The organism is Micromonospora sp. NPDC023814 (assembly GCF_040639595.1).
Lineage (GTDB): Bacteria > Actinomycetota > Actinomycetes > Mycobacteriales > Micromonosporaceae > Micromonospora.
Genome location: NZ_JBFAAF010000143.1, coordinates 1 through 6270 on the forward strand (window position 1 = coordinate 1; position 6270 = coordinate 6270).

The 6270-nt window shown below is 68.4% G+C and carries 5 protein-coding genes and 1 pseudogene; 3 read left to right on the plus strand and 3 right to left on the minus strand.

Annotation, left to right across the window (positions count from 1 at the left end; genetic code table 11):
* Window positions 1-331: 331 nt before the first annotated feature.
* Window positions 332-829 (minus strand): hypothetical protein, encoded by a 498-nt coding sequence (locus AB0G14_RS34280; protein WP_357704731.1) that lies wholly within the window; start codon window positions 827-829, stop codon window positions 332-334.
* Window positions 830-1054: 225 nt separating this feature from the next.
* Here AB0G14_RS34280 and AB0G14_RS34285 point away from each other — a divergent pair, with 225 nt between their 5' ends.
* The 3 genes from AB0G14_RS34285 to AB0G14_RS34295 all read left to right on the plus strand — a co-directional run bounded on the left by AB0G14_RS34285 (window position 1055) and on the right by AB0G14_RS34295 (window position 3742).
* Window positions 1055-1510: a VOC family protein gene (locus AB0G14_RS34285; protein WP_357704733.1), complete on the plus strand. Its 456-nt coding sequence runs from the start codon at window positions 1055-1057 to the stop codon at window positions 1508-1510.
* Between the two features lie 249 nt (window positions 1511-1759).
* Window positions 1760-2287, plus strand: a complete 528-nt coding sequence (locus tag AB0G14_RS34290; RefSeq protein WP_357704735.1) for a CGNR zinc finger domain-containing protein — start codon at window positions 1760-1762, stop codon at window positions 2285-2287.
* A 207-nt stretch (window positions 2288-2494) separates the two neighbouring features.
* The gene (locus tag AB0G14_RS34295) at window positions 2495-3742 is read left to right on the plus strand and encodes a M14 family zinc carboxypeptidase (protein ID WP_357704737.1); all 1248 of its coding nucleotides are present in this window, start codon (window positions 2495-2497) and stop codon (window positions 3740-3742) included.
* A 469-nt stretch (window positions 3743-4211) separates the two neighbouring features.
* On the opposite strand, the gene AB0G14_RS34300 is transcribed toward AB0G14_RS34295, so the two are convergent.
* Complete coding sequence (locus AB0G14_RS34300) at window positions 4212-5498, minus strand: DUF6461 domain-containing protein (RefSeq protein ID WP_357704739.1); 1287 nt, start codon at window positions 5496-5498, stop codon at window positions 4212-4214.
* A gap of 218 nt (window positions 5499-5716) precedes the next feature.
* Window positions 5717-5969, minus strand: a pseudogene (locus AB0G14_RS34305) (IS5/IS1182 family transposase); the annotation flags it as partial.
* Between the last annotated feature and the right edge of the window lie 301 nt (window positions 5970-6270).

Below are 6270 nucleotides of genomic sequence, written 5' to 3' on the forward strand. Positions count from 1 at the left end.
CGGTTGACCCCTATCGAGTACGAGACCATCATGACCCCACTGGCCAGTCAGGCCGCGTGACTAAAACTGTCACCTATCGGTGCAGCAGACCCCTGACAGCAACGAGGGCCAGAAGGGCGAGGGAATCGGAACCACTACTCACGTGATCCGCCACCGGTGACGTCTTCGGGGCGGTCGGCCGTAACGACCGCCCCGAAGCTCGTTGGTCGCCGCCAGCGCCCAACAGTTCGCCGACTTCATCGAGGCCGTCGCGGAGCACGACCTGACCGGGCCGCTCGAGTACGCATGAATGGCGGCTCTGCGCTTCGGCCTCGGTGTTGGGGGCGTCGGGTCAAGTGATGTCGCGGCGCATGGGGATGATGACGGCGATCAGCGAGGCGGCGAGTGCGTACGTGGTGAGCAGTAGTGCGCCGGTGGCTGGTGGCAGTAGTTGGACGGCTCTGCTGCCGACCTGTTCGGACATGGCGTCGGCGAGGTATGTGAAGTCGGTGAGGGAGGCGGTGGCACCACCGGGCAGGACCGGATAGAACGCGTTGATGCCGGGGATCATCATGAGCAGCGTCTCGCCCAGGTACAGGTAGCCGATCACGACGCACAGGGCTGCGACCTGGTGGCGGATCAGGGCGCCCATGCCCACGCCGATCAGCAGGTACACGACCATGGCCAGGCTGATGCGGGCCAGCAACGCCAGCACCGTGCTGGCCGGCAGGCCGAGCGCGACGCCGCGGACGGCGGCGACCGCGAAGAGGGCTGCGGCGGCGGTGCCGGCGAGGATCAGCCCGTACGCCAGTCCTCCGACGCCGTACGTGGCGAGCTTGGGCGTCAACACCTGCCACCGGCGTGGCGCGAACAGGAACGTGACGGCGGCGGTGCGACACCACCATCCCGCGCCGGGCGCCCCGCGCCAGGCCCAGCGGGTCGGCCACAACGGCCACACTCCGCACCGCGGTGACGGGGACAGCCAGCCGCGCACGCCCGATCCAGAGCCGGGAGACGGACAGGTGTGCCCGGCGCGCGCGTGGGTACCCGTCCGGCCGACCCGGAGGAGACTGCGGTGACGGACGAGGCGCCCGACTACTTCCAACCCGAGCACGGGCTGGTGCTCACCCACCTGTTGATCGTGCGGGACGTGGACCGTTCGCGGGAGTTCTACCGAAACGTGCTGGGAGCGACGGTGGTACGCGAGCGGCAACCGGCCATTCTCCGACTGAACAACGGCTACATCGTGATCAACGACGAGGGCGGCCCGACCGACGACAAGCCGACCGTCCGGGCGCAGGCACCGGCGGACCCGAACGTGCTCAGCGGCGCGCTCAACATCCGGGTCACCGACGTACGCGCTGTCTACGAGCTGTGGCGTTCCCGCGGCGGACAGTTCCTGACCGAACCGAAGGATCACGGGGTGGAGATCCGCTGCTACCTGCGTGACCCGGACGGTTACCTCATCGAACTCGGTCAGGGCACCGGAATCCTCGCTGAGATGGGACGACGGCCCCTCACCCAGCGGTGACCCTCACACGTCGACTTCCAGGCGGACGGTCTGGGTCGAAACGCCGCTCGGTCGAGACAGCCCCGCGGACCTGGCCGTGGCGGTGTACCGCCGGGCGCGGGGGGCTATCCCGCGGTCAGGCCGACGATGAACGGGAGCGTGGCGATCGGGAGGAGCGTCTGCGCGCCGGTGATGGACGCGATGAGGTGCGTGTCGCCGCCCGTCCGCCTGGCGAGGACGTAGGCGGACGGTGCGGTCGGGACAGCGCAGATGACCGGGGTCCGTCTCGCCGCCGATCTGGCCAACCTCGTGGTCGAGGGTCGGCCGGGCGTGGGTGGGATCGGGGCGGGCGAGATCGAGGCGGTCCTGCGTACGCACGAGATCCGCCGACCGGCGCTCACGGCCCGGCAGGCACAGATCCTGTGGGTGTGGGGTGTGTGGCTGCGAGCCGTGTTCGAGGCGCCCGGGACCGACGAGCGCTGCGCGGCGATCAACGCGCTGCTGGTCGAGGGGACTGCCGGGGCGTTTCTGACCACCCACGACGGGCTGCGTCCGCACCTGCACTTCACGCCCGAGGACGATGATGTCGTCGGCCGGGTCCGAGCGGTCACGGCCGGCGGTCTGGCGATCTTCGCGGTCGAGGCGGAAGGGCGGCGTCTGGGCGTCTGCGCGCGGTCGACATGCGTGACGGTGTTCGTCGACACCAGCCGCAACGGGCGTCGCGAATACTGCTCGACCCGGTGCGGCAACCACGATGCTGTGCATCGCCACCGGACCCGGCACCGAGCGGGCAGGTGATCGACGATCAGACTACGCACCGGGTGGCAGGACTCCCCCGCGTCGGCCGGAACCTGCCCTCGCATCGAGAAAAGCGCAGCTCTCTATTGCATCCGCCGTCCGCGCAGGTCAAGATCCTCGGAAGCAAGAGGTGGTCCGCTCCCCGAGCGTCACCAGCGCTCTTCTGCGCCCCGCTCGGTGGTCGGTGGATCCACGAGAGGAGTACGCGTGCAGGTTCACACGAAGTCGACGATCCTCCGTTCCCGCGGGGCCCTGGCCGCCGCCGTGACGGCCGCGCTGGCCGGTTCGATCCTCACCGCTCCGGCGGTCTCCGCCGCCGCTCCCGAGGGACCGGGGCAGGGCAGCTGCAAGATCGCCGAGGACCCGTCCTGGTCGGGCTGGAGCAACCACGAGCAGGTCGGCGACCAGCTCGCGCAGATCGAGCGCACCAGCGGCGGCCGGGTGGACGTCGAGGTGGTCGGGCGCTCGCCGGAGGGCCGGGAGCTGTACACGGCCCGGGTCGGCACCGGCGACAAGGTGCTGCTGGTCACCAGCGCGATCCACGGCAACGAGCGGACCGGCACCGAGGCGCTGCTCGGGATCCTCAAGCGCCTGGGCAGCGCCGGTGACGCGCAGACCCGACAGATCCTCACCGAGGTCACCTTCGTCGCCATGCCGATGGTCAACCCCGACGGCGGCGAGCTCAACCGGCGCATGAACGTGCGGTCCTGGGACGCGACGGTCGCGGAGTTCCCGCAGTTGGCCGGTGCCCCGCGCGCCTGGTACCACCGGCTCAACGGGGACGGCATCAACCTGCCCGGCTACGACCTGAACCGCGACTTCAACCCCGACCTCGACTACGTGCCGCGCGCTGCCGACCTTCCGGGCCGCGACACCGACGCCGGGTTCTTCCTTTCCCCCGAGTCGCGGGCCATCCGCGACGTCTACGTGGGTTTGCGGGCGGAGAAGGGCGCCGTCGACGCGTACATCGACCTGCACCACATGGGGCCGTGCGACCGGCTCACCGGCGGTGAGCAGGACGGCAACCTCATCTCCGTCTCGCTCGACTACCCGCCGCTGGGCGTGCAGGACGGCGCCGCGTACAAGACGGCGTGGCCGGCGCTGGACCAGGACAAGTCCCGCCGCTACGCCCTCACCGTCGCCAACGGCATGACCGCGCAGTACGGCAGCCAGTCGAAGCTCGCGGCCATCGGCCGGTACTACCACCCGGACACCCGGGAGTACGCGGGCCAGGGTCGCTCGGCGTTCGCCCTCAACGGCACCGGCAGTGTGCTGTTCGAGGTGCGCGGCCAGCAGGACGACCTGGGCCAGAAGCAGCACGGCATGCTCGTGCAGAGCGTGCAGACCGGCGTGGAGTCGCTGCTCGGCGGCCTGGCCGACGGCACCGTCGACCGGGTCGACGGTGACGACTTCTTCGACCTGCCCGACTACGGCTGGGACACCACGAACGACTGATGATCCTTGACGGCTGGCGGCCCCTGGGGCAGAAGCTCCAGGGGCCGCTGGCGCCGGTCGGCACCGGAACATGGTGCCAGCGACACCGCTCGCGCCTGCCTGCTCAACCGCCCTTGATCACGATGAAAAAGGCTCAATGTCCACCCGGTTCGTACCAACCGGGTTGGTGACCGAAGCGCCGATAGCGACGAGATGCACCCGGTTTTCCAGCTCGGTGAGGACCTACAGCCAGAACTTGGCGCCTCACCGCCGTCGCCGGCGTTCTTCGCCATCTTGAAGACCGAGCCGGTCTACACCCGCGCCCGGCCCAGCCGGCACGAGCTGGAGATGGAGTTCTCTCCTACATCGAGGGCGTCTACAACCCTCGCCGCCGGCACAGCCATCTGGGAAACGTCAGCCCCGACACCTGCGAGAAGATCCACCACGAGTCCCTGACAGGAATCGAGGTGCCCGGTCGACAGGGGGCACTTCAGTCCGTCATCGGCTCCCTGGAACCGTACACGCGCCTATGGACGTCCACTCTCCGCAGGATCGCGACGCGGCCGCGCCCGGTGACGTCATCGACCCTAGGGCGGACACCCGCGACCCGGCACAGCAGTTCCAGGTCGTCCAAGTAGTTGTCATTATCGTCATCGAACGCTTCGATGTCGTCGATGCCCATCTCAGCCAATGCCGTTGCCAGCACGGCCGGGGCAGCGCCTTTGGCCTCGCTGGCGAGGAAGTCCGTGAAGGACGCCAGGACCTCACCGTCACGGCTGACCAGGAACCGGTGGTCGTTGTTGATGCTGCAGTATGACGAGACCGCGAACGTACCGCGAGACAGATCCGGCCGGTCAGCGGCCTCGTAGCCGTTGTCCTCGATGAGCAGCGTGTGCGAGCCCAGCGGGAATGCCGCTACGATCATGAAGTCCGAATCGACATCCTCGTAGTTGGCCCGCCGTTGCAACTGCGCCCACGTCGCGGTAGAAGTCTCCTCGTCCAGGGCCCCGAATCGGCGCAGCGCCTCGTCCGGGTCGACATCGTGAATCACCGTGACGCAGTAGGCGTCGCCTACCTCCAGGCCCCTGTCCAGCCACTCCGAGTCGTATTCGGGCTCGGCGGGAGCGACCGCTGAGGGGGTTCCCTGTTCCCCGACATGGCCTTTACCGAACACCCAGCGGACATCGTCGTTGGGGCCTACCAGTACCAGACACCAGCTGCCGTACTCGCCGTCGTCCAGAAAGCGCCAGGTGAGCCAAGTATCCGGTTGCTCGAGCGTGCGGACCTCCTCGGGCTGCACGACGATGCTGCTGACCGCGCCTGGATCCAGAATCGTCGTGCAGACTAGGCTGGTGCCGTCGGCGGTGCGGTGCACGGTGCGCTTACCGTTGTCGGACTGGATGAACCGGCTGCCGCGGATCTCCGCCACCGGCGCCCGGTTGCCCAGCGATGCTGACTCGATCGGCCCGTGCAGGACGCTGTAGACGGGGAGCCCGTCATCGTATAAAACTGCGTCTCCGCTGTCGGAGACGCGCATGGCGGTGTATCTGGACACCGGCAGGTCTCCGCGCCATACGACCTCGTCATCAGCGTGCACGGCAAAGACGCCGCTCAGTTCGAGGCGCAGAACGCCGGCAGCGCCCGCGGCCCAGGTAACAACGCCGTTCTGGTCCGCGATCACTGCACGGCCACCGGCGTCGTAGCGCAGCGCCCACACGCCGGACGGCGATGTCACAGGTTCGCTGAGCGTGTGAAACTGGCGAAGCATTTCGGGCATCCACTCCTCCGATCAAGTGCGGGGTCGCGGCCGGCGAAGTTTGTCATCGCCCCACATGAGAACGCGTGCGATACGCGGCTGGTTCACCGTGGGTTGGGCCGCGCAGGGGCGATCACGAGAAGATCATGACCCTGGCGGGGCTACCCGTAGGTGGATGCGACTCGGTCGGCGGTGTCGCTCGTCGTCGGTGACGGTTGCCGCCAGTAGTGCCGTTGCGAGGGGATGCCGCCCGCATCGGTGATGACGTGGTGCTTCGAGCCAGACTCGCGGCGGCCGACCGAGCTCGGACCTGCTTTGGTCCGCCCTTGAGCGCCCGACGTAAGAGCCGTCGATCACCGCCCGGGACATGTCGAGTTGCCCGGCTGCCCGATGTTTGCCCAGCAGCACTTCGTGCAGTCGTTGCCACACGCCGGCGTTGTCCCGGTCCCGCAACCGGTGCCAGCAGGTGATTCCTGACCCGAAGCCCAACCTCTTTGGGCAAGTGTTCCCACGAAATCGCCGTACCGTACGGACACCGGATCCGCGGCGGGCGGGGCGACGGCAGAGCACCCGCACGATCATCGTTCATCAACGATCTGCACCACGCACGGTGTCGTTAGACCGCGCGGGCCACGCAGATTCTGGCGTCGAGGCGGGGCCCGGCCTCGTAGAGCATGTAGCTCACGCCGCCGTCGGTACCGAACGTCGGTGCCGCCACGCGGCCGTTGTCCGACGTGATCGGTCGGTGGAACACTCCGAGGTGGATTTCGCGGTCGAAGTTGTTGCCGATTTC

Excerpts from the sequence above, each read along its gene's own strand:
- AB0G14_RS34300 (WP_357704739.1), bottom strand. The coding sequence starts at position 5,498 with ATGCCCGAAATGCTTCGCCAGTTTCACACGCTCAGCGAACCTGTGACA.
- AB0G14_RS34290 (WP_357704735.1), top strand. The coding sequence starts at position 1,760 with ATGACCGGGGTCCGTCTCGCCGCCGATCTGGCCAACCTCGTGGTCGAG.